Annotated in this window: 18 protein-coding genes and 1 pseudogene; 5 read left to right on the top strand and 14 right to left on the bottom strand. The window is 52.2% G+C overall.

Annotation, left to right across the window (positions count from 1 at the left end; translation table 11 throughout):
* Positions 1 to 80: 80 nt before the first annotated feature.
* A complete protein-coding gene (locus tag GGC63_RS20095) occupies positions 81 to 2,357 on the bottom strand; it encodes a polysaccharide lyase 6 family protein (protein WP_192703817.1) in 2,277 nt (758 codons plus the stop codon).
* A gap of 221 nt (positions 2,358 to 2,578) precedes the next feature.
* A complete protein-coding gene (locus GGC63_RS20100) occupies positions 2,579 to 3,391 on the bottom strand; it encodes a nucleotidyltransferase domain-containing protein (protein ID WP_192703818.1) in 813 nt (270 codons plus the stop codon).
* A gap of 217 nt (positions 3,392 to 3,608) precedes the next feature.
* Between GGC63_RS20100 and GGC63_RS20105 the strand changes: the two genes are divergently transcribed.
* Entirely contained in the window at positions 3,609 to 4,922 is a 1,314-nt protein-coding gene (locus GGC63_RS20105; RefSeq protein WP_192703819.1) for a helix-turn-helix transcriptional regulator, read from the top strand.
* Positions 4,909 to 5,736: a WYL domain-containing protein gene (locus tag GGC63_RS20110; protein ID WP_192703820.1), complete on the top strand. Its 828-nt coding sequence runs from the start codon at positions 4,909 to 4,911 to the stop codon at positions 5,734 to 5,736. The genes GGC63_RS20105 and GGC63_RS20110 overlap by 14 nt, the downstream gene beginning before the upstream one ends.
* Before the next feature lie 114 nt (positions 5,737 to 5,850).
* Here the strand turns inward: GGC63_RS20110 and GGC63_RS35170 are convergent, their stop codons facing one another.
* The gene (locus GGC63_RS35170) at positions 5,851 to 6,735 is read right to left on the bottom strand and encodes an HD domain-containing protein (RefSeq protein ID WP_318781095.1); all 885 of its coding nucleotides are present in this window, start codon (positions 6,733 to 6,735) and stop codon (positions 5,851 to 5,853) included.
* Positions 6,736 to 6,926: 191 nt separating this feature from the next.
* Complete coding sequence (locus GGC63_RS20120) at positions 6,927 to 7,661, bottom strand: NAD-dependent protein deacylase (protein ID WP_192703822.1); 735 nt, start codon at positions 7,659 to 7,661, stop codon at positions 6,927 to 6,929.
* A gap of 203 nt (positions 7,662 to 7,864) precedes the next feature.
* Here GGC63_RS20120 and GGC63_RS20125 point away from each other — a divergent pair, with 203 nt between their 5' ends.
* The 3 genes from GGC63_RS20125 (at position 7,865) to GGC63_RS20135 (ending at position 9,847) form a co-directional block, all read left to right on the top strand.
* Positions 7,865 to 8,578 carry a futalosine hydrolase gene (locus GGC63_RS20125; RefSeq protein ID WP_192703823.1) on the top strand — a complete coding sequence of 238 codons (714 nt, stop codon included), beginning with the start codon at positions 7,865 to 7,867 and terminating at the stop codon, positions 8,576 to 8,578.
* Positions 8,578 to 9,420: a 1,4-dihydroxy-6-naphthoate synthase gene (locus tag GGC63_RS20130; protein ID WP_079912128.1), complete on the top strand. Its 843-nt coding sequence runs from the start codon at positions 8,578 to 8,580 to the stop codon at positions 9,418 to 9,420. The genes GGC63_RS20125 and GGC63_RS20130 overlap by 1 nt, the downstream gene beginning before the upstream one ends.
* A 220-nt stretch (positions 9,421 to 9,640) precedes the next feature.
* Positions 9,641 to 9,847 carry an anti-repressor SinI family protein gene (locus GGC63_RS20135; RefSeq protein WP_079912127.1) on the top strand — a complete coding sequence of 69 codons (207 nt, stop codon included), beginning with the start codon at positions 9,641 to 9,643 and terminating at the stop codon, positions 9,845 to 9,847.
* A gap of 479 nt (positions 9,848 to 10,326) precedes the next feature.
* Here GGC63_RS20135 and GGC63_RS20140 read toward each other — a convergent pair whose 3' ends face one another.
* From GGC63_RS20140 to GGC63_RS20185, 10 genes and pseudogenes are all read right to left on the bottom strand, one after another.
* Entirely contained in the window at positions 10,327 to 10,677 is a 351-nt protein-coding gene (locus GGC63_RS20140) for a helix-turn-helix domain-containing protein (RefSeq protein ID WP_192703825.1), read from the bottom strand.
* A 601-nt stretch (positions 10,678 to 11,278) separates the two neighbouring features.
* A complete protein-coding gene (locus GGC63_RS20145; protein WP_192703826.1) occupies positions 11,279 to 12,469 on the bottom strand; it encodes an aminotransferase class I/II-fold pyridoxal phosphate-dependent enzyme in 1,191 nt (396 codons plus the stop codon).
* Entirely contained in the window at positions 12,462 to 13,139 is a 678-nt protein-coding gene (locus GGC63_RS20150) for an acetyltransferase (protein ID WP_192703827.1), read from the bottom strand. Before GGC63_RS20150 ends, GGC63_RS20145 begins: the two co-directional genes overlap by 8 nt.
* A 17-nt stretch (positions 13,140 to 13,156) precedes the next feature.
* Positions 13,157 to 13,753 carry a sugar transferase gene (locus tag GGC63_RS20155; protein WP_192703828.1) on the bottom strand — a complete coding sequence of 199 codons (597 nt, stop codon included), beginning with the start codon at positions 13,751 to 13,753 and terminating at the stop codon, positions 13,157 to 13,159.
* A gap of 146 nt (positions 13,754 to 13,899) precedes the next feature.
* The gene (locus GGC63_RS20160) at positions 13,900 to 14,046 is read right to left on the bottom strand and encodes a hypothetical protein (protein WP_179136099.1); all 147 of its coding nucleotides are present in this window, start codon (positions 14,044 to 14,046) and stop codon (positions 13,900 to 13,902) included.
* 100 nt (positions 14,047 to 14,146) lie between these two features.
* A pseudogene (galE, locus tag GGC63_RS20165) lies at positions 14,147 to 15,163 on the bottom strand (UDP-glucose 4-epimerase GalE); the annotation flags it as partial.
* A gap of 13 nt (positions 15,164 to 15,176) precedes the next feature.
* Positions 15,177 to 16,244 carry an EpsG family protein gene (locus GGC63_RS20170; protein ID WP_192703830.1) on the bottom strand — a complete coding sequence of 356 codons (1,068 nt, stop codon included), beginning with the start codon at positions 16,242 to 16,244 and terminating at the stop codon, positions 15,177 to 15,179.
* 22 nt (positions 16,245 to 16,266) lie between these two features.
* A complete protein-coding gene (locus GGC63_RS20175; RefSeq protein ID WP_079912277.1) occupies positions 16,267 to 17,151 on the bottom strand; it encodes a glycosyltransferase family 2 protein in 885 nt (294 codons plus the stop codon).
* Between the two features lie 5 nt (positions 17,152 to 17,156).
* Positions 17,157 to 18,269 carry a glycosyltransferase family 1 protein gene (locus tag GGC63_RS20180; protein ID WP_318781096.1) on the bottom strand — a complete coding sequence of 371 codons (1,113 nt, stop codon included), beginning with the start codon at positions 18,267 to 18,269 and terminating at the stop codon, positions 17,157 to 17,159.
* Positions 18,254 to 19,408, bottom strand: a complete 1,155-nt coding sequence (locus GGC63_RS20185; protein ID WP_192703831.1) for a glycosyltransferase family 4 protein — start codon at positions 19,406 to 19,408, stop codon at positions 18,254 to 18,256. The genes GGC63_RS20180 and GGC63_RS20185 overlap by 16 nt, the downstream gene beginning before the upstream one ends.
* Positions 19,409 to 19,416: the final 8 nt, after the last annotated feature.

Genomic DNA, 19,416 nt, shown 5'->3' on the forward strand with positions numbered 1-19,416 from the left:
CTATGCCCTTGGAAAACTTATAACGCTATGAGGGCAAAAAAGCTGCGCAAGGAGATATCCCTCACGCAGCTCATAAACCCTTACTTAGACCATTCTGCTCTCAATGCTTCCACATAGCTCGTCAGATCCTGTTTAGCGGGCACGGAAATATGCCCTGCCAGTGCTTTACTGTCCATATGCTTCAGCATCTCTTCCAGAAACTTGACAGCCTGCTTCGCCGATCCCTTATCCTTGTGATGCTGCGCCTGCTTCAAAGCGTTCCGCAGCTGCCCCGCCAGGGGATTCTCCAGCTCCGCTGAAGCCTCATACCGCTCCAGCTTCGCCGTTAATGTCGACAAGGTCGGTGCAAGCCTGAACGTTACGGCATCCTCCCGGCGATTTCCTGCCAAGTCCTCGACACGGACCTTAACGCTTTGCTCACCCCATAACCCGGCGAAATCGATAACCCCCTGCGATTCATAGGTTACACCGGTTACCGTGAAGGACTGCTTCGCCAAGCCGGATAAGGCGTCCTGAACCTGCAGCTTCAGCGTCAATACCGGCTGGTCGTCGGGAAACGACGCCGTACTCGGTACAGGCGTACCGTTGACTGAGAGCTGATAGACCGGTGCTGACTTATCTATAGGGATAGCCAAAGATTTGACCGGCTCTTCATTGCCGGCGGCATCGACGGAACGGTAATACAGCGTATGCTTCCCTTCCTCCTTCAGGACTATGGGAGTCGTATAGGGCGCCCAGTCTGCCTGAGAGTCGATGCGGTACATAGTCGACACAGCACCATAATCGGCATCCGGGACATTTAACGCCACCGTAACGTCGGTCGTATACCAGCCGTTCGTTCCTCTTCCCTCTGCGTGAGCGATTGTCATAGCATAGGGACCTACGTCGGCCGGAGTGAGTGCTTTGCGTACAACCGGCGCGGCGGAATACTCATCGGCTCCCACGTCATAAGCTTCCCGGGGCTGCCCGTCAAAGTCGTCCGTGACGAACGGATAGCCGCCTGCGGCTGCCCCTATCGCCGGGCTGGAGGAAGAGAGCTTCCACAGCCCGTCCGCTTCCGTGAGCGCCGGATCGATATTCAGAATCTCGTTCGGCGTGTGAGGTTCATTGCTTAGGACGGCTCCGAAGCCGATATTGCCTTCAAACACCGTGTTGGATTTCAATCTTTCGTTGTACAGCGTGCCCTTCGAATTTCTTACGATATTATTGGCAACCCGGCTGTCCACGGGAGGCTTGTCCTTATCGTATTTTCTTCCGATCGTAATGCCGTTGGCGCTGTCCACGATGGTATTGTTAACTACGAGTGCACGGTACACCCGCCAATGCTTGGACAAATCTCCGCTCGTATAGCTGCTTCCATCCGGCCCGGCGTCGAAATCGCCGGAATCGATATCGATAGGAAAATGGGTCAAATTCTGCATGTAGTTGTTATAAATTTTATGGTCATTGCCATAAATCCGAAACCCTCCTACTCCGGCCTTAACCCCATCCCCACGAAAATAGTTGCCGTAGAAGCTGTTATTCATTCCATGACGCGAGGTCACCTGCCCCTTGCTGTTCAGAAATGTGTTGTATCGAACCGTGTTGCCGGAGCTTTTCACCGAAACAATTTCATCGTCGCTGTCGACATTATCGAATACATTGTACTGTATCGTAGCGAAGCCCTCCGTCATGGATAAGCCGGACAGGCCTGCACGAATCGTCTCGCCCCCGTTCACAGGCTGAGCCAGCGAATCGTGGAAATAGTTGTATTCGATGACATCATACTTGGACATGACGCTGCCTTGAAAGGCGATCATCTGACCCAGATCGGACCGGGGTCCGAATTCATTATGATCGATGCGGTTATGATGGCTGCTCGCCCCTTCCAGCGAAACCCACTTGTATCCGTTCTTGTTATACGGCTGAGTCAAGGCGAAAGTATTCCGCGTCAGACGAATATGATCGGAATTCGTCAGTCTGACGGCGGCGGGAATCGTTGTGGCGTCTTGAATAAACTTTAATCCTTGAATCGTTACATAAGAAGACTTGTCTACATTAAAGTAACTGCTGCCCGCTATGACAGCTTGTCCTTGGTGGGCCGCCCGGATCACGATAGGCTTCGATTCGCTTCCGCTTTTCCCCGCAATGGGAAAAGCCGTATCCGCGTACGTTCCGTCCGCAAGAACGATCACCGTTCCTTCTACAGCACCGGCGATAGCGGCGTTAAGCTCCGACGGGGTGGCAACGTATACGGCTTGGACCTCGCCGGCCGAACTCGCAGTCTCAGCATGAGCCGACAGGGCCGGTACCATTCCAACGGGAAAAGCCAGCATACACGCGCAAACGAATGGCAATACAAACTTCTTTTTAGGCACAATATCCATCCCTTCTTTGATCAAATGGGCAAGCGGGTTATCGCTAAAAGCCGCACTCCTCTTCACTATATTTGTATGCGCTTTCAATCGCAATGTCGTAAATTCACATTTATATGTAGAATATTCACCTTCCGTGAGCAGAAAGGGAAGAGTCACCCGTCACTTTGGCGCTATGGCCCCATTAGCGGATGATCCTCTTCCCATCCTTTCGTAATATCCCTTCAGCCGCTATGCTCCTGCCCGGCGACTCCCCAAACTTCCTTCAAAGCGGCCCGGAACAGGTCATCCAGCTGCTGATCCCTTTCTGCCGCCGCATCGCTCATCTCTCTAGCCGATTGCTCAAAATGCCCGATCTGCTGCTCCAAAAACGAGTTGATCGGACCGATTCTCGGCTCCAGATCCAGCTCCTCTCCGGATGTCTTGCGCTCGACCAATGTCTCAATCGCTCTATCCAGCTCGCTGCCCCCCGGTATCAGCTCTCTCACCAAGGAACCGAATTCCATCGGAGGCATCGTCCCTGCCCGCTCAATCCATTGACAAGCTAGAATCGGGCGAAGCACGTAAAAATATTTTTTGAGCTTCACCTGCTCTCCCTGCAAATAGTCACGGTAATTCCGCTTCGCCATATGGAGGTAATGGTACAGGCAGGACTTAGGTGAAAATGTGAGCGGCGAAAGGCCGCGGATTTGCTCGGCTATCGTATAGCTCTCGTAATAAATGATTGGGGATTGAAGCCATTCAAGCAAGGGTGGATTCGATTTGCGGAACAGGTTCAATGCCTTCTTGATATCCCAACCGTTGATGTCGAGCATGCTGCTGATGGGCCGCTCGATTACATCTCTTTTATCAAATATAGATAAATACCAGTCGACAGGCCGGATATAGAGAAACCGGACGTCATAATCGCTATCCCTGGACGGAAAGCCCCACGCGCGGCTGCCGGATTCACAAGCGAACAGAATGCGTACCTGCTCCTTCTGTTCGATGAGCTTAAGCTCATCCTGGATTTGCTGTCTTATAGAGGACTCGATCATCCTGTAGTCCCTCCCATCCGATATAAAAAGTATGGAAGACCAGGACGCCTCGTTCGAACGCCTCTTTTAAGGTCCCGGTCTTTTTCTTGTTCCTAGTATCGCTCATTCGGCGGTCAATGAACACGGCGGAAGTATGGCGATCGGATTTTTTCCATTTTCACCCTCCTCTTCCCCTGTTACAATGATAGAATAGCCTGACATCAACGGAGGATCCCTCATGGCCAAAGAAAGCTTCGATAAAGAAATCCAGTTTCTGCGCATGCTTGTGCTGACGAGTGGCGCCTACAACCGGCAGCAATTCGCCGAACGTCTCGGCATTTCCGTTCATACCTATGATAAAACGATACGGCGCCTTAAGGCCATTGTCCAAACCATGTATCAACAGCTTCCGCAGGAGCAAAGCAAGGAGTTTGCCCAGGCACTGCGCTTCAATTATTACGAATCGGCAGATCCTATGCTGCTGTTCCTGTATAGAGCCAAGTCGCTGAAGGACTCGGAGACGTACCGGCTTTCCCTGCTCCTTACGGCGATGCAGCAGGAGCCGATGACGGCCATGGCGCTGCTGGACCTGTGCACCGAACAAATGCCGGCGGACCTGCCGCTGCCCGACGAAAAGACGCTCCGCTCCGATCTCAAGTATCTGGAGGAAGTCGGGGTCATACGCAGAGAGGCGGGGGGACGCCCCTACCGCTACCGTCTCCAGGATGATTTGCTGAAGGAGCTCACTTACGACGAGCTTGTCGATTTATACGACTTTGCGGATGTGATGTCCAACACCCAGGTGCCCTCAGTTCAAGGATATTTGCTGAGGGACGTGCTGAAGAAAGCGCTGCTGCAGGCGGATAACGCTGTTCCTTTTGTCATGCCCTTTTTATATAAATATCATTACCCTTCACGCATTCTGGATGAGGCGCATTTTCATACCCTGCTTCAAGCGATACGGGAGCGGCGGCTTGTCAGCTTCATTTATTTTTCTCCCAAATCGCATAAAAGCTACGCCTCCAAGAATACGAATCCTTTGTTCGAGCGGGAGACGGCAGGCAAACAAGAGCTGGTTCTGCCGATCAAGATCGTCTACGACCACCAATACGGACGATGGTATCTGCTGGGCAGTACCGTCAAACACACCTTGAAAAAATACCGGATGGAGGGAATCACTCAGATCGAGGAGGGAGAATCGGTGTCGGAGGAGCTGTTCGCTCTTAAGCAAAAAGGCCTGGAGGAGCAAATCCGTTACAGCTGGCTCATCGATACCGGACGCCGAGTGACGGTCAAAGCCCGGTTCTATCACCCGGAGAACTCGAAGAGCAATTTTGTGAAGGAACGGGTGCTTCTGCAGGGCCAGTGGGGACGGATAACGGAAGAAGACGATACGTCGTTCCTCTATGAGATCGAGGTGAACGGGACAACCGAAATCAAGCCTTGGCTGCGCAGCTTCGGGTCCAGCTGCGAAGTGCTGGAGCCGCTCTATTTCCGTAACGAAATGATTGAGGAATGGAAGGAGATCCTAAGCTACTATGAATCTGTTTGAGAAAATGTTCAATTACCAAATCATCTCCCGCCTCGAGGATTCCGGCACCTTCACCGTTACGGCCCAGGAGAGGGCATGGCTGAAAAACATGCTGGAGCACCCCGGCGCATCCGACGCCTTCATGCCGTCAACCAGGGAAAAGCTCGGGCGTATGCTGGAGCAAGAGCCTGAGCTGGACTTTGCCGGCGCTTTGATAGAGAAGGCCAAAAATGTGGAAAAGCAGGTCTACCATCCGATGCTCCGGCTTCTTCGAAGGGTTATCATGAACAGGAACGCTCTTTCTATCACGTTTCAGGTTAAAGACGGGCGTTCCTTTCATGAGCAGCTCGGCTTTCCCTTTAAGCTGGAATATTCGATGGTCAAACGGGAATGGTATCTTCTCTGGCATCATCTGAACAAGCGGGCCTTCATGTCCACGAAGCTTCAGCACATCCTGTCGGCTGTCGAAGTGCCCTTCCCGGACGAGGATGCGGAGAGGCTGACCGAGCGGATATCCGCCCTTCTCGAATCGCGCAGGGAAACGGCCCTGATCGAGGTGGTGCAGGCGTATAACAAGGAGCTTTCGCGAATTCTTTACGCCTTTTCCTGCTTTGACAAGGAAGTCGCTTACGACGCAGAATCCGATACTTATCGTATCACCCTTACATTTCCTAGTGATGAGAGTGAGACGATCCTTTCCAAAATCCGTTTTCTCGGGAAAAGAGTACGCGTTGTTGAGAGCGGCAAGCTGCAGCGGCGCATGCTGGAAACAGCGACGAAGGCATTGGACCGGTACCGGCCTTTGGAAGAGCCGCGGTCCGACGATCTTCAATAACTGCGAGACTGCAATCCGGATGGTGCCGCGGAGAAGAAGCGCGTTAGGAAACCATTCGGGGAGGAATGGATAGGAATGATAACAAATGATGGTGGAGGAGGCGGCTTATGCTTACTAAAAGCTGCCTTTTTTCCAGTTTCTCCGAAAATGCTCGTACACCTCGTAGTTGTACCAGCCAAGCTTTTGCTTAAGCGCCGCACAGAAGGCGATGATCAGCTCCGAGCCCTCGGATTGCTCGAACTGTACGCCCCTCTCAACAAGATATTCAGCCATGGCTTGAAACGGCTCATCCTCATACCGAATGCGATCCCGAAGCGCTAGAATCTCGTCCAGCAGGGATTGGATATGAAGCTCCCCGGCTTGCTCGGAATGCTCTCCGGGAGGATTATAGATGCTGGTGAATAAGGCATCGATACGTTCGTTATCGATCTCCGCCCTTACCGTGCCTTCGCTCCGCCCGCTTCCGAACAATGCCTCAATCTCTTGCTCCAGCAGCGTAAGCAGAGGGAAGCCGGACTCATAGCCGAGGCTTTCGATCAGTTGACGATAGTACCAGGTTTGCTGCTCCTTGCCCCTTTTGAACCGTTTCCAGACGGATTCTCCCTCCGCCTCCATCGCTCTTATCGTGCTGCGGACATTATGCAGCTTATCCGCACAAGCGACCATACGGATCGGCCTTGGCGCTGTTTTCAAATATTGGATCGTATGCTCCTTGCGTTCCTCCCAGGAAAGCGACTTATCCGGCTCCGAGCACCCCAGCACAATATCCGCCACCTGAGCTCCGAATAGACGGTGCAGATCTTCGTAAGTGGTCTCGGTATCCTCCAAGGTGTCGTGCAGAATGCCTGCCGCTATGACCTCGGGCTTGCATCGAGCCTCCTGCAAAATCATTCCTACCGCAAAAGGATGTGAAACATAGGGAATATCGGTCCCTTTACGTACCTGCCCCCGGTGGGCTCTTGCCGCGAACTCGATTGCTCTGTCTATGATAGATGACAATGCATTCCTGCCTCCTCTGCGAATAAGATCCATCAGGGACTCCAACGGCTGAACAAGGTTTGCCCGCTTCCGCGTCATCCCGATTCCTTACATTGTACCTCTTTAAACGGTGAAAACCAAGGACAAGCCGGCCGTTAAGCTGCTATCGTGAGAATAAATCCTTAACGATACCAGCCCCCCTGATAGTTTGATCAAATTCCCTCCACAAGCTCCGTCAAGACCTTCCCAATGCTGTCATGTATCAAGTAATCGGCACGACGGTCGTAGGCCGTTTCCGAACGGTTGATCAGCGCAAGATGATTACCGCCGTAGTATCGGATGAGTCCAGCCGCCGGATTGACCGTCAATGACGTGCCGCCAACGATCAGAATATCCGCATGGGCTATGTAGTCGGCCGCCTGCTCCACCACTTCATGATCAAGCGGTTCCTCGTACAGCACGACGTCCGGCTTCACCGTGCCGCCGCATCCCTCGCACTTGGGCACGGAATCGCCACAACTAACCATATGTTGCAATGGATAAAATGTGCCGCATTTCATGCAATAATTTCGATGGACGGAGCCATGAAGCTCCAGCACCTTTTGGCTGCCTGCCGCCTGGTGAAGCCCATCAATGTTTTGCGTAATAACCGCCCGAAGCTTCCCTGCCTGCTCTAGCTGTGCCAAAGCCTTATGAGTGGCGTTGGGCTCTGCATCCTGATAAATCATCCGGGATCTGTAAAAGTCGAAGAACAGTTCCGTATGCTCCATAAAAAAGCTGCGGCTCAGCATCGTCTCCGGAGGGTAAGGGAAGCGTTCCTTCTCCTGATACAGTCCGGATGCCGAGCGAAAATCCGGAATGCTGCTCTCCGTCGACACGCCCGCTCCGCCGAAAAATACAATATTATCGCTTTCCGCTATAACGCTTTTTAATTGATGAAGGTCCATTTCATCCACTCCACTTAATGATCGTTTTGCATTCCTTGCAAGTCAAAAAAGCCATATTCCTATTCTATACGCAATCTTGCCAAATAAGATTCATAGCAGCTTCGATCCACCCGTTCAGAGGATCATTGGTCATACAGCCGGAAGAGTACTATAATGAGATATAGAGGCTTTCATGGACAAAGAAATCAAAGGAGATTCACCTTATGAGTACAGATTACAGCAAGGAAGCGGCGGAATCGGCCGGTACAGGTGCAGGATCGCTTACCGGCAGCCGCCGGATCCTTATCATGACCGCGGTCGATGCGGAAAGGGACGCCGTGGTAAGGGGGCTTCGCGGGAATCCCCGCTTTGACGTCAGGTCCGCAGGTGTCGGGCCTGTAGAAGCCGCCGTGACAACGGCGACCTTATTGGCAGCAGCGAGTGAAGCCTACGATCTCGTAGTCTGTGCGGGAATCGCAGGCGGCTTTAAAGGACAAGCCGAAATCGGCTCTTTGGTCGTGGCAAGCGAGATTGTCGCAGCCGACCTTGGCGCACAGACGCCGGACGGCTTTCTCAGCCTGGACGAGCTGGGCTTCGGAAGCTCCCGCATTGCGGTGGCGGCGGAGCTCGTCGAGCCGGTTACCGGCGCATTGCGCAACGCGGGTCTGCAGGCCGTCTCCGCTCCTGTGCTTACCCTATCGACCGTAACAGGCACTGCGGAATCGGCTGAAGAGCTGGCTTCGCGCATACCCGGCGCCGCCGCAGAGGGCATGGAGGGCTTCGGCATAGCAGCGGCCGCGCGCAAATTCGGAGTTCCCGTCCTCGAAATCCGTTCTATTTCCAACGCTGTAGGCCCGCGGGATAAAGCCGCTTGGAGAATCGGAGACGCGCTCCAATCATTGGAAGCAGCAAGTACAGTCTTAATGGAGGTATTATGATGAAAATCGCATTTTCACCGTGTCCTAACGACACCTTTGTATTCCACGCCTGGGTTCACGGGCTGGTCCCCGGTGCGCCTAAGCTGGAGGTTACCTACGCCGACATCGATATTACGAATGGTCTGGCCGCAAGCGGCAGCGGACCGGAAGTACTCAAGGTGTCATACGCTGCCCTGCCCTGGGTCATGTCGGAATACGCTTTGCTCCCATGCGGGGGAGCCCTTGGAAGAGGCTGCGGCCCCTTGGTGCTGACCCGAAATAACGTATCGGCTGCCCAGGACCCGGCCGTATTGTCGGGCAAAAAAGTTGCCGTACCGAGCGAGCGGTCAACCGCTTATCTGCTGTTCCGGCTATGGGCCGCACAAAACGTACCCGGCGGCGTCGGGGAAATCATCGTGATGCCGTTCCACGAAATTATGCCGGCCGTACGTGACGGCCATATTGATGCCGGCCTTGTGATTCATGAGGCAAGATTCACCTACCCATCCTACGGGTTAAGCCTTCTGACTGATTTGGGCAGCTGGTGGGAATCGGACACCAAGCTTCCGATTCCGCTTGGGGCGATCATCGCCCGCCGTTCGCTGGACCTGGCGTCAATCGCTGCATGGACAAGAGCATCCGTCGAATACGCATGGGCGCATCCGGACGTTTCCAAGGAGTATATCTTAAGCCACGCACAGGAGATGGACCCGGACGTAGCTCAAGCCCACATCAACCTGTATGTCAATGAATTCACAGCCAATTTGGGTGAGGACGGTTATGGAGCGGTCTATGCCTTGTTAAGCCGCGCTGCTCAAGAAGGACTGGTTCCCGAGTTCGATCTCGCCTCCCTCCGTTTGTAACTTCGCAGGAGCCCTGATCGTATTGTAAGGTTAACCGCCGACAGGCGTTGAAGCTGTTGGGAATTTCTTGGCGGCTTGAACGCCTCCAGGCGGTTTTTTCCTTCCTCATTGATACGATGTGTATATTTTTTTATATTTAAGGATTGATTTCACTGGTAAAACGTGTAATAATACATCCATAGATACAATTTGTATCAAACGAGCGATGGAGGGGTTACCTGTGAATGGGAGTATTGTAAACCTGATGAATATGGAAGAACTGGATCGAGAGTGGACCGACCTTATCAGGACGGCTCGCAAGCAGGGACTCAGTGCCGAGGCCATTCGGACTTTCTTGAGAAACCCGGGTCACTTCGAGCTATCCTTGCATCCGTCAATGAAAAGCTACGCTCCGGTCGAAGCGCACGAGTACCTCGAAGCCAAATAAGCATACAGCAAAAAAACGAATGTTCACTTCCGATGATCTCGGAATCCTATACATACGGTTGTGGTCATTAAGCCCCGCTTCGGGGCTTTTGCCGTTTTTCATCCCCTTGTCACGGCTGGCCTTGACCAACAGAGCTGCTGGAGCCGGCAATGCCTTCATAGATCAGGGGATACTCCTGAGGCACAGGCGCCCTGTGCGGTAGCAAGGATAGGTGCTGCTCGACGAGCGAAGCCGCAAGCACAGTGCCCGGTTATGTGCAGCCGATGCAAGGCCTGCTGATAGTCCGGCATAGCGCAAAACCCGGCATGCCAAAGACTATGCCCGGTGCAGGCGTATTCACTGCATAGGCATTGTACTCTGTCAGGCCGGTCATACGCTGGATAGGCACCCTGGCGTACCCGCCGGTAAACATTTATATGGTGGTGAACTAAAAGATGGCGGTCAATAAGGCAGCTAACCCGATCCACCTGAACCAACCCCTACTGGTTAAACTTGGTTTTCTCGTTGTGCCATTTCATAAATTCAATCACAATTTTGTACTCGTGTATTTGCTCTTTTTCGATACCCGAATTTTTCAAGTCACTAATGAAATCAAGCCACTCTTTGTCAGGATGCTGTTTAATCTCCGCGTCCGTCGCTATTTTGAGCAGGGTCTTGAGATCGACCTTTAGTACGGAAGCTATTTTCTCCATGACATGTATAGAAGGATTTTGCTTCAGATTACGTTCAATATTGCTTAAATACGATTTGGAAATACCGGTCCGCTCCGAAAGCTCGGATAAAGTAAAACCCCTTTGTTTTCGTATGGAGGATATATTATTACCGATCATGGTCTCTATCACTCCATAACGCTGCACATAAGCTTTCCTGCTGTTCCCGCATCACACCCTCAATGCTCATCATCCAACATTAACCCCCCATGTTATGACCTTCCGCTCCTTACTCCACATAGTCCTTTTAAACCTGGTAAAATTCTTGCAAGAGCGATGACAGGAGTCCTTGGTTTCACTTTTCGGACTTTCCTCTACCTTCCCCGCTGCAGAATCTTTCCTCCACAAACTATCCGTTTTCGGATTAAAGCGCTTACTATTCTTATCCTGATCCGTCTTCATACGTGCTGCCAACCGGCTTGTACCGTCGTTGACGATTCACCTCCCCCAATAACTTCCCTTCAATGAACCTGCAGCCCTCCAACCATTCCCGCCAGAAGCTGAATACATCGGCATGAACCTACATAAATTTTTATAAAAGGGGGTCGTGCGTTATGTATTCGCTGCTAACGGGAACATGGAAAAAGGCACAATATGTTTACCATCAAGTGATGCATGCTTACCATTGCACTCTCTATAAGGATTGTCTCGACATGCAATTGAAAGCGCATTATTACCGGATGGCGAGGCATCATGAACTCAAACTTAAGTCGTCCGGCTGTTAGCTGCTTGCCGCTTTCTCCAGTACAGCGGTCCTGGCAGCCGACGCTATAGCCTTCTTGATACATTCGATCACTCTTTGCTGCTCTTCCGCGGTCATTCTGGAACCGGACGGAAGACATAAGCCTGAAGCGAACAGCTGCTCGGAGACACTCTCTTGCTCTCCGTGCCTATAGTACTTACATCCCTCAAACAACGGCTGCATATGGAGCGGCTTCCATACGGGCCGGGCTTCGATGTTCTCTTCCGTCAGCGCCGTCAGCAGCTGGTTGACTGTTACCCCAGCTTCGTCCGGGTCCAGCGTTAATACGGTCAGCCAGCGGTTCGAACGGGTTTGGTCCATCTCCGGCATGAACCGGATACCGGGCAAATGGGACAGCTCCAAATAATATCGCTCGAAGATCGCTCTTCTTGCCTCGACCCGGTCGCTCAAAACCTCCAGCTGCGCTCTTCCGATGCCGGCCAGCACATTGCTCATGCGGTAGTTGTAGCCCATCTGGCTATGCTGGTAATGCGCTGCCTGATCTCTTGCTTGCGTAGCCAGGAAACGGGCGTGCTGCAGCGCCTCGATATCGTTGGAAACCAGCATTCCTCCGCCGGAGGTAGTAATAATCTTATTGCCGTTAAAAGAATAGACACCGTACTTACCGAAGGTTCCGCTGGCTCTGCCCTTGTATGTCGAACCGAGCGATTCCGCCGCATCCTCAATGACCGGGATGCTGTAGCGATTGCAGAGCGCGACGATTTCATCCATCTTGGCGCTTTGCCCGTACAAGTTGACGACAATGACGGCTTTGGGCAGGCTGCCTTCCTTCGCCGCATCCTCAAGAGCCCGTTCGAGCGCTTGAGGAGACATGTTCCACGTTTCCGGCTCGGAATCAATAAATACCGGAACGGCCCCCAGATACACAATCGGATTGGCGCTGGCTACGAAGGTGAGACTGGAGCAGAATACCGTGTCTCCTTCCTTGATGCCGATCAATCGCAAGGCCAAATGGATGGCCGCTGTTCCCGAAATGACGGCTGCGGCATCTCTGACGCCGACATAGGCGGCAAGCTCCTTCTCGAACGCATCGACATGCGGTCCTAATGGAGCGATCCAATTTGTATCGAAAGCATCCTGGATATATTTAATTTCGTTCTCGCTCATATGGGGAGCGGACAAATAAATTCTTGGTTTATCCTTACTCATTGTGGAGGATCACGTCCTTTCTCGGGAATATGTCGCTTATTTCATTGCAGCGTATTACTCTTGCAGGACTTCCCACCGCCGTACTGAACGCGGGAATGTCACTGATCACCGTCGAACCAGCACCTACAATGGACCATTCGCCTATCCATTTGCCCGGAATTATAGATGCCCCCGCTCCAATCAGCGTCCCTTCCCGTACGGTCACTGCCCCCGTCAACGTGGCACGCGGTGCGATATGCGCATAATCCGATACCCGGCTGTCATGCTCTACTATAGCCCCAGTATTGATAATCGAATGATTACCGACGACGGCGTCCGCGTTGATTGTGCATTGAGCCATAACAACCGTACCGCAGCCTATCTTCGCGCTGGGACTAACCACCGCGGAAGGGTGAATCAGCGAAGCGAAGCGATCCTCCGAAAAATCAAGCGAAGCGGCAATCGTTTTTCTGACCTGATTGCTCCCTATAGCGATAATAAATTTCAAATGGTCGTTTTGGCTCAGCAATTCAGGTGCCGAAGCTACAGGCCCTCTGAACATACCGTCTTCAAAGCATGCAAGCTGCTCGTATTTATCGTCCAGAATCGCCCTCACCTTACCATTATGACTTCGAATGATGTCCATAATGACTTTACTATGTCCACCCTCGCCGATGACGGCAAGCTCCATGCTTCAACACGCCCGTTTCATGAAAATTTGGAACCTGTGAACCGTTCCATCGTGACATGGCTTCCATGGCTGATGCCTTCGGGCTTCAGCACTTTTTTTACAGTCAGCAGCAATATTTTGAGATCCAGAAGGAAGCTTTGATGCTCCACATACCACAGGTCCAACTGAAACTTCTCTTCCCAGGAAATCGCATTGCGTCCATTAACCTGGGCCCATCCGGTTATTCCCGGTCTGACTTCATGTCTGCGGGCCTGTTCTTCCGTATACAATGGCAAATAGTCCATCAGCAGCGGGCGGGGGCCGACCAGGCTTATATCCCCTTTGACCACATTGACCAGCTGCAGCATCTCATCCAGACTGTACTTCCTTAAGAATTGACCGAATGGCGTCAATCTCACCGCATCGGACAACAAATTTCCTTCAGCATCCGCCGCATCCGTCATCGTCCGGAACTTATACAAGTAAAACGGCTTGCCGTGCAGCCCCGGACGCTGCTGCGCGAAGACAACGGGCGAACCCAATTTCCATCTCACCAGAACCGCTACGACTCCAATGACCGGGCTAAATACCAGCAGCAGCGAGATTGAAACCAGCAAGTCAAACGATCGTTTCATCGATTATCATGCTCCTACCCTTTCAACTGAAATATATGGCTGGATTCGTTCCAGCCTCTATACGATATAATTCCGCTTAACAGCGATGACCATCTACGGCAACCAGCCATTGGCAGTCCTTCAATGATGTGATGCAATGCAGCAAATCATTTTCCCCTTACGGCGGATAAAATTTGCTCTTTGATTTCCTCGATGAATTCCTTCACACCCAAATGTTCCGCTTCATTGCCCCTGTGATAAGCCCTAAGCATAATTTCCTTCATTTGCTGCTGAGTCAGTTCGGAAAGCTTCATATTACAAAACCTCTTTTACCAGATGTGCGGAAGCATCATTCCATGCGCCATGATGAAGCAGCTGCGGATCGCCGTTGGCACCGATCCCGGTCAGAACACCCTCATGTCCGGCGTAGCCGTTAGGATTGTTGACCTGCCAGCGCCATGCGTCCCGGCACATGTCCTCCAGGCCCAGCTTGGCGACCCAGCCCAGCTCGCGCTCGGCCTTGCGCGGATCGGCATAGCAAAGTCCGATATCTCCGGGACGCCGTGCCGTAATCCGATAAGGAATACTCCTGCCGGTCACCTTCTCGAAGGCGGCCACCATCTCCAGCACACTGTAACCACGGCCGGTTCCAAGATTATAGGCGTCTACACCGGTGGTCGCGTTTACTCTATCCAGCGCCTTCAAATGCCCTTGCGCCAGATCCACCGCGTGAATGTAATCTCTGACCCCTGTTCCGTCCGGCGTCGGGTAGTCGTTCCCGTAGACCTGCAGCTCTTTGAGCCTGCCTACCGCCACCTGGGTAATGTACGGCATCAGATTGTTCGGGACCCCGTTCGGGTCCTCCCCGATCCGGCCGCTTTTATGGGCTCCTACCGGATTGAAATAGCGAAGCAGCGCTATGCTCCACTTGGAATCCGAATGGTACAAGTCCCGTAAAATTTCCTCAATCATCAGCTTCGTTCGCCCGTACGGATTCGTGGCGCTAAGCGGCAGCTCCTCGGAGATCGGCACCCGCTCCTGCAATCCGTAGACGGTAGCGGAGGAGCTGAACACCAACCGCTTCACCCCGTAGCTTTCCATCACCTTGCACAGCGCCAGGGTCCCGGTTATGTTATTGTCGTAGTAACGAAGGGGCAGCCGAACCGACTCCCCGACGGCCTTAAGTCCGGCGAAGTGGATGACCGCTTCGATCTCATTTTGCGCAAATACCCGGTCCAGCCTTTCCTGATCCATCAAATCGATTTGATAAAATTTGAAATCCTTGCCGGTAATAGACCTCACCCGTTGGAGTGATTCCATATGGCTGTTCGCCAGGTTATCCACCACGATAATTTCATATCCGGCATTCAATAATTCCACACAAGTATGGCTACCGATGTAGCCGGAACCGCCTGTAATAAGTACAGCCAACTGCTCCGCCCTCCTAAAAACTGATATAATCGCTTCGATACAAAAGATTCAGGACTACAACATTTTCGTAGTAGAAATAAATGAAGTAACAGAGGATGATTGCGTAATAAATGATCCGTTGACTCTCTTTAGTAAACACCTTGACAATCCAGGACATCAGGATGACATTGTACAAGCCGAAATAGATGATAAAGCGGGCAAAGATCCAGTTCTGTGTAGCAATAATCATGAATACGAGGCCCAGCAGCGACATATTGACGACATAATCGCTTTCCGGAAATATTTGTCTCAGCTTCTCCCTGCCCATATAAGCAAGAAGAATAGGGACCCCTTGAACCGCAACCCTGAGAAAGTTGGCGCCCCCTTCATTGAAATCCTTATAATTGCCGTATTGGGTCTCCTCAATGGCCGAGAAGATGGCATCGGACAATTGGTTGTAGCCGAGCACCAACAGGATGGCCACAGCCAGCATGGTAAAGGTCGTCGTCGTCCAAGCCTTTCTTCTAACGATGAAATAAATCGGTATCAGGATTAGCGCGCTTTGATGAATGGTGGAAGCGAATAAAATGACCAGCATATACTTCAGCCAGCTTCCGTTAAACAAATATTTGGTAGCGGCAAAGATGATCGCGCCGGCCAAAAATTGACGTATCCCATTCATCGATACGACGTACAAGCCCGAAGTGATATAAATATAGATGCTCAGCTCGAACAACCGGGAATACTTATACATCACCATGACAATAAGCGCGTTGGTTATTAAAGCCGTAATAAAAACAAGGGCCTGGGGATTCGACGTATACATTTTTAAAATCATCTGGAAAATCCCGAAGCCGATGTCCTTTTTGGAAATGACGTAATCCCATGTGTAGGGGTCGACGACATACGAATGCATGTAATAGAAGGTATCGCCAATGTTATTACGAAGACCCGAGATCATCACAAAAATGACAATGACGACAAAGGCCATCAGCTTATTAGGCTTTATGTACACCGGCCCTATAGGAGACGGCTTGGCTATTGCTCTCGAAAACAGGGAGACGGCGTAGACGGAAAATAAATTGATCCAAAGTATGGCCATGAGCTGCCTTCCCTTCGTACGGTTAGGAGGTTCTTGTTTTTCTCAATACGTAGCAATAAAGCAGGAAGCCGAACGGAATCGCCGCTAATGTCAGCAGCTTGCAGGGGGTCTCGCTAATAAACCTCCGGTTTCTGGAAAGAAAGCTGCTCGATACATAATGTATCGACTGTTTGAACTTAAAGAGCCTGCCGGCGAAAGGCAGCTTCATCAGCTCTTTGCGGTAAAAAGCGAAGCCCTGCGGGTTCCTGCGGTACTGTCTCAGCATGTTCCTCGAGGACCCGTCCGGCAAATATTCGATGCAGCAGAGCACCTCATTCATAAGCAGCATCTCATACTGCTGATCCAGCATGTAATATTTGTAGGCAAGCCCTACGTAGTTCTCATTCTTGAACAAAGGGTACGGGTATTGCCTTGTTAATTCGGTCCGGTAGACCAGCTTCTTATCGCCTGTCACCCCATGCTTGTTGTACAGCTCGAACAGGGAGGAGAGCCTCAGCTGCTCCGGTAACCGGGACCCGACAATCCGGCCGTCGGTATAAGCATCAAGCCCGATGATTCCGCTGACTTTATCGCTGCCGTAACGGTCCCAGAAGGTAATGATCTTCTCTACCGCATCGTCCGGCATATAATCATCCGAATCGATACACACGTTAAGCTCGGTATCAATCAGTTCATAGGCGGTGTTATGCGCCCCGTGCATGCCCTGATTTTCCTGCCAGTGATACCGGATTTCGATTTCATTCTCATCTATCCAGCCCTGGACCAAATCCCGAGTCCCATCGCTGGATCCGTCGTCTATGATAAGCCATACAAAATCCTTCGACGTTTGCCGCTTCAAGCTCTCGTAGCAAACGGGAAGACAGTACGCACGGTTATAGGTGGGCGTAAACACCGTCAGTGCCTTCAATCCCATCACCTCGCTATCGAGAAGTAATATTGTTCCGCCCATCGGGCCGTCGTCCGGATATCATATCCGTGCTCCGTTAACGAATGCTGCGGGATCCGGCGGGATACAGGCTTCGCCATGCGGTCCTCGAGGGCTTGAACCCATACCTTCAACGGCTGGTTAAGGGACACATAGTCCACCAAGGACAACCCCATATCCACTTCCCGGGTAATCACGTCGGAGATGACGCAAGGCAGTCCAGCTCCCTGTGCCTCGACAAGCGTAACCGGCAGCCCTTCGTGCAAGGAGGGAAATACAAAGATATCGAAGCCCTGCAGCAATCTGGCGATATCGCTTCTTACTCCAAGAAACTTTACTCTCCGCTCCAGCCCCAGCTCTTTTACTTTCTCCTCGATCCCGGTCCTTAACGGACCGTCGCCTGCCAGCACAAGAACCGAATTCGGACGCTCCTGATGGAATCGGGCGAAGATTTCAACCAGAAACGAATGATTCTTCGGTGCGGAGAAGCGGCCTACATGTCCGATAACAAAATCGTCCGCCTGGAGCCGAAGCTCCTCCCTTACTTCCGACCGAACCTCCGTAGAAAAGGCAAAGCGTTCGGACTCTATGCCGTTCTTCAGAATTGCTACCTGCCGGTCCTTATTCGGAAATAACCATGCGGCAGCCTTGCCCGAGCAGGCAAGCAGATGGGTCGCACAAGGGCGAATCAGCTGACCCGAAGCCCATTTATAGGCTCTGGCGGCAATCCCGCCCTCACTCCTTGTGCTATGGCTATGGGCGATGCGTGCCGGTATACCGGCCCTCTTCGCCGACCGAAGAACGAAGCCGCTCATCTTGTCCATGTGGGAATGGACGATTCGGTACTCGGGATGGGAGGCAAAGAATTGATCCAACGCCTTGATGTACCCGGAGTGGCCTACCTCAGTCAAGTAAGGGATCCGATGCACCCTGCCGCCCAAGGCTTCTATTTCCGGGTCAAAAACCCCTTCTCTGCAGGTTAGAAAATCAAACTGGACCTTCGTTCGGTCTATATTCCGGTACATATTCATGAGCAGCGTTTCGGCCCCGCCGCGATTCATATTGACGACTACGTGCAAAATTCTTAGGGGATCGCCCACAATATCTCCCCCTTTTCATTCATAAATGAAGTGTAAATCCTGCGTTTCTCATCGAGCACCCTGTGGATGGAGTAGCTCGCCACGATCGTTTCGCGGCCGGCCGTACCGAGCCTATGCTGCAGCGGTTTGCTCAAGGCCAAAGCCGTCATTCGTTCCGCCATGGCCCTGTAATCGTGCGGATCTACAATCCACCCGTTTACATCGTTATGTACCAGCTCTCTGTGGCCCCTATTATCCGTCGCTATGACGGGGAGTCCGCAGGCCATCGCCTCCATAATATTAACCGGCAGGCCTTCACGGGCACTTGATGCGACGGCAATATCACAGAGGGGGAGAAGCTTATCGATATCCGTCCGATATCCGAGAAAATGCACCTTGTCAGCAATCCCGAGACGAGACGCCAGCTCCCGGCACGTTTCCTTCAAAGCGCCTTCGCCTGCCAGCAGCAGCCGTGTTCCGGGGGCTTGCTCCTGAATCAAGGCCAGCGCCTGAATAAGATACTGCTGATTCTTGTTCTTATTGAACTCTGCTGCGTAAAACATCAGCGTGTCTTCCGGATCATACCCCATAGCCTTTCGGGCATCGTGCTTGGCAGGTTCGGCCAAAGGCTGAAAGCGCTCGGTATTGACCCCCACTCCATGGACGTGATCAATCCGGTTGGCCTTGAAACGATGACTCGTCGCTAAGCGGTAGTCCTCCTCATTAATGGTGATCAAGCAGTCCGTGTAATGGGATAACCATTTCTCAATCGGGTAATACAGCAGCCAATGAAGCAGCGGCCCTCCCTTGCAAAAGTGAAAGCCGTGAGCCGTATACAGCACCTTCGTTCCCTGCCTGCGCACCCTCCGGGCCGCCAGCCGGGCAAGAACGCCTCCCATCGGGGTGTGGCAGTGGATGATATCGTATTGGTGCTCCTCAATTATCGTTCTCAATTGGTGAAAGACCTTTCGGTTGCCCGCCTTAAAGGGGGAGCGTTCGAAAGGGATATCGAACTTTTTATCTACATATGGCAGCTCCAGCTGCCCGTTGGCAGCGACATGGACCTCCCAGCCCTGTTCCTTGAACCAGCTCATATAAGGCAAATGAAAAGCCTTAAAGTGATAGTCCACCGTGGCGCAAAATAACACTTTTCGGGTCATGTCGGTCA

This window comes from Paenibacillus sp. OAS669 (assembly GCF_014873645.1).
Lineage (GTDB): Bacteria > Bacillota > Bacilli > Paenibacillales > NBRC-103111 > Paenibacillus_S > Paenibacillus_S vulneris.

Excerpts from the sequence above, each read along its gene's own strand:
- GGC63_RS20100 (WP_192703818.1), bottom strand. The coding sequence starts at position 3,391 with ATGATCGAGTCCTCTATAAGACAGCAAATCCAGGATGAGCTTAAGCTC.
- GGC63_RS20105 (WP_192703819.1), top strand. The coding sequence starts at position 3,609 with ATGGCCAAAGAAAGCTTCGATAAAGAAATCCAGTTTCTGCGCATGCTT.
- GGC63_RS20110 (WP_192703820.1), top strand. The coding sequence starts at position 4,909 with ATGAATCTGTTTGAGAAAATGTTCAATTACCAAATCATCTCCCGCCTC.
- GGC63_RS20120 (WP_192703822.1), bottom strand. The coding sequence starts at position 7,661 with ATGGACCTTCATCAATTAAAAAGCGTTATAGCGGAAAGCGATAATATT.
- GGC63_RS20125 (WP_192703823.1), top strand. The coding sequence starts at position 7,865 with ATGAGTACAGATTACAGCAAGGAAGCGGCGGAATCGGCCGGTACAGGT.
- GGC63_RS20130 (WP_079912128.1), top strand. The coding sequence starts at position 8,578 with ATGAAAATCGCATTTTCACCGTGTCCTAACGACACCTTTGTATTCCAC.
- GGC63_RS20140 (WP_192703825.1), bottom strand. The coding sequence starts at position 10,677 with ATGATCGGTAATAATATATCCTCCATACGAAAACAAAGGGGTTTTACT.
- GGC63_RS20145 (WP_192703826.1), bottom strand. The coding sequence starts at position 12,469 with ATGAGTAAGGATAAACCAAGAATTTATTTGTCCGCTCCCCATATGAGC.
- GGC63_RS20150 (WP_192703827.1), bottom strand. The coding sequence starts at position 13,139 with ATGGAGCTTGCCGTCATCGGCGAGGGTGGACATAGTAAAGTCATTATG.
- GGC63_RS20155 (WP_192703828.1), bottom strand. The coding sequence starts at position 13,753 with ATGAAACGATCGTTTGACTTGCTGGTTTCAATCTCGCTGCTGCTGGTA.
- GGC63_RS20160 (WP_179136099.1), bottom strand. The coding sequence starts at position 14,046 with ATGAAGCTTTCCGAACTGACTCAGCAGCAAATGAAGGAAATTATGCTT.
- GGC63_RS20170 (WP_192703830.1), bottom strand. The coding sequence starts at position 16,244 with ATGGCCATACTTTGGATCAATTTATTTTCCGTCTACGCCGTCTCCCTG.
- GGC63_RS20185 (WP_192703831.1), bottom strand. The coding sequence starts at position 19,408 with ATGACCCGAAAAGTGTTATTTTGCGCCACGGTGGACTATCACTTTAAG.